This is a genomic window from Pseudomonas sp. CM27, assembly GCF_013179515.1.
Taxonomy (GTDB): domain Bacteria; phylum Pseudomonadota; class Gammaproteobacteria; order Pseudomonadales; family Pseudomonadaceae; genus Aquipseudomonas.
Window position 1 is genome coordinate 1 of record NZ_JABMCN010000211.1, and the last position, 3426, is coordinate 3426.

The window sequence follows — 3426 nt, forward strand, 5'->3', positions numbered from 1 at the left end:
CATCCTGGAAGTTCCGGTTGGTAAGGAACTGCTGGGCCGCGTTGTCGACGCACTGGGTAACCCGATCGACGGCAAAGGTCCTCTGGGCAACACCCAGACCGACGCGGTCGAGAAAGTGGCTCCAGGCGTGATCTGGCGTAAGTCGGTAGACCAGCCTGTACAGACTGGCTACAAATCCGTCGACGCCATGATCCCTGTCGGCCGTGGCCAGCGCGAGCTGATCATTGGCGACCGTCAGATCGGCAAGACCGCCATGGCCATCGACGCCATCATCAACCAGAAAGATTCCGGTATTTTCTGCGTTTATGTTGCTGTCGGCCAGAAGCGTTCCACCGTTGCCAACATCGTTCGCAAGCTGGAAGAAAACGGCGCCCTGGCCAACACCATCGTGGTTGTTGCCAGTGCCTCGGAATCCGCTGCACTGCAATTCCTGGCGCCATACGCCGGTTGCACCATGGGCGAGTTCTTCCGTGACCGCGGTGAAGACGCGCTGATCGTTTACGATGACCTGTCCAAGCAGGCCGTTGCGTACCGTCAGATCTCCCTGCTGCTGCGCCGTCCACCAGGACGTGAAGCGTACCCAGGCGACGTGTTCTATCTCCACTCCCGTCTGCTGGAGCGTGCATCGCGCGTTTCGGAAGAGTACGTCGAGAAGTTCACCAACGGTGCTGTCACTGGCAAAACCGGTTCCCTGACCGCTCTGCCGATCATCGAAACCCAGGCTGGCGACGTTTCCGCGTTCGTTCCGACCAACGTGATTTCCATCACCGACGGTCAGATCTTCCTGGAATCGGCCATGTTCAACTCGGGCATCCGCCCTGCAGTGAACGCCGGTGTTTCGGTATCCCGCGTAGGTGGTGCCGCTCAGACCAAGATCATCAAGAAGCTGTCCGGTGGTATTCGTACCGCTCTGGCTCAGTACCGTGAGCTGGCTGCATTCGCCCAGTTCGCTTCCGATCTGGACGAAGCGACCCGCAAGCAGCTGGAGCATGGTCAGCGCGTTACCGAGCTGATGAAGCAGAAGCAGTACGCGCCGATGTCCATCGCGGACATGGCCCTGTCGCTGTACGCCGCTGAGCGTGGCTTCCTGACTGACGTAGAAGTCTCCAAGATCGGCAGCTTCGAGCAAGCACTGATCGCCTTCTTCAACCGTGATCACGCTGAACTGATGGCGAAGATCAACGTGAAGGGTGACTTCAACGACGAAATCGACGCAGGCCTGAAAGCCGGCATCGAGAAGTTCAAGGCCACCCAGACCTGGTAAGCCGCAGCGGGGGCCCTGGCCCCCGCTTGCTAACCTGATAGGTGATACATGGCAGGCGCAAAAGAGATTCGCAGTAAGATTGCGAGCATCAAAAGCACGCAAAAAATTACCAGCGCCATGGAGAAAGTGGCGGTCAGCAAGATGCGCAGGGCACAAATGCGCATGGCTGCTAGCCGTCCTTACGCGGAGCGTATCCGCCAGGTGATCGGTCATCTGGCCAACGCCAACCCGGAATACCGCCACCCATTCATGATCGAGCGCCCTGTAAAGCGCGCCGGTTATATCGTGGTGAGCAGTGACCGTGGTCTGTGCGGTGGCTTGAATACCAACCTGTTCAAGGCCTTGGTCAAGGACATGAGCGCAAACCGCGAACAGGGCGTTGAAATCGACCTGTGCGTGATCGGCAGCAAGGGTGCGACTTTCTTCCGCATCTTTGGCGGCAACGTCGTAGCCGCGATCAGCCACTTGGGCGAAGAGCCATCGATCAATGATCTGATCGGCTCCGTCAAAGTGATGCTGGACGCCTACCTCGATGGCCGTATCGATCGCCTCTCGGTGGTTTCGAACAAGTTCATCAACACCATGACCCAACAACCGACGGTCGAGCAATTGGTACCGTTGGTGGCAACCCCGGATCAGGAACTCAAGCACCACTGGGACTACCTGTACGAACCCGACGCAAAAGAGCTGCTGGACGGCTTGATGGTGCGTTACGTGGAGTCGCAGGTGTACCAGGCGGTGGTCGAGAACAACGCTGCTGAACAAGCGGCCCGGATGATCGCCATGAAAAACGCCACAGACAACGCCGGTGATTTGATCAAAGAGCTGCAATTGATCTACAACAAGGCGCGTCAGGCTGCGATCACCCAGGAGATCTCGGAAATCGTCGGCGGCGCTGCCGCGGTTTAACGGTTCACATATTCAGAGGATCCAGCTATGAGTAGCGGACGTATCGTTCAAATCATCGGCGCCGTCATCGACGTGGAATTCCCACGTGACGGCGTACCGAGTGTATACAACGCGCTGAAAGTACAAGGCGCGGAAACCACCCTCGAAGTTCAGCAGCAGCTGGGCGACGGCGTGGTTCGTACCATTGCCATGGGCTCGACCGAAGGCCTGAAGCGCGGTCTGGATGTCGTCGACACCGGTGCTGCCATTTCCGTTCCTGTTGGTAAGGCCACCCTGGGCCGTATCATGGACGTACTGGGCAACCCGATCGACGAAGCCGGCCCGATCGGTGAAGAAGAGCGTCGCGGTATCCACCAGCCAGCGCCTTCGTTCGCTGACCAGGCAGGCGGCAACGACCTGCTGGAAACCGGCATCAAGGTTATCGACCTGGTTTGCCCGTTCGCCAAGGGTGGTAAGGTTGGTCTGTTCGGTGGTGCCGGTGTCGGCAAGACCGTAAACATGATGGAACTGATCCGTAACATCGCCATGGAACACAGCGGTTACTCCGTGTTCGCTGGTGTGGGTGAGCGTACTCGTGAGGGTAACGACTTCTACCACGAGATGAAGGACTCCAACGTTCTCGACAAGGTAGCGCTGGTCTACGGTCAGATGAACGAGCCACCAGGAAACCGTCTGCGCGTAGCGCTGACCGGCCTGACCATGGCCGAGAAGTTCCGTGACGAAGGTAACGACGTTCTGCTGTTCGTCGACAACATCTATCGTTACACCCTGGCCGGTACCGAAGTATCCGCACTGCTGGGCCGTATGCCTTCGGCAGTAGGTTACCAGCCGACCCTGGCTGAAGAGATGGGCGTTCTGCAAGAGCGCATCACCTCCACCAAGGAAGGTTCGATCACCTCCGTTCAGGCCGTATACGTTCCTGCGGACGACTTGACCGACCCGTCGCCAGCGACCACCTTCGCCCACTTGGACGCCACCGTCGTTCTGTCTCGTGACATCGCCTCCCTGGGTATCTACCCAGCGGTCGATCCACTGGACTCGACTTCGCGCCAGCTGGACCCGAACGTGATCGGCAATGAGCACTACGACACCGCTCGTGGCGTTCAGTATGTTCTGCAGCGCTATAAAGAGCTGAAGGACATCATTGCGATCCTGGGTATGGACGAACTGTCCGAGACCGACAAGCAACTGGTAGCCCGCGCTCGTAAGATCCAGCGCTTCCTGTCGCAGCCGTTCTTCGTGGCCGAAGGACA

The 3426-nt window shown here is 58.5% G+C and carries 3 protein-coding genes; all 3 read left to right on the forward strand.

The window, feature by feature from the left end; genetic code table 11:
* Positions 1–1264, forward strand: a 1264-nt coding sequence (gene atpA / locus HP547_RS22255) for a F0F1 ATP synthase subunit alpha (RefSeq protein WP_172287440.1), incomplete at its 5' end; no start/stop codon positions are given.
* A gap of 48 nt (positions 1265–1312) precedes the next feature.
* Positions 1313–2173: a F0F1 ATP synthase subunit gamma gene (atpG, locus tag HP547_RS22260; protein ID WP_172287441.1), complete on the forward strand. Its 861-nt coding sequence runs from the start codon at positions 1313–1315 to the stop codon at positions 2171–2173.
* 27 nt (positions 2174–2200) lie between these two features.
* The coding region (atpD, locus tag HP547_RS22265) for a F0F1 ATP synthase subunit beta (RefSeq protein ID WP_172287442.1) at positions 2201–3426 on the forward strand (1226 nt) is incomplete at its 3' end.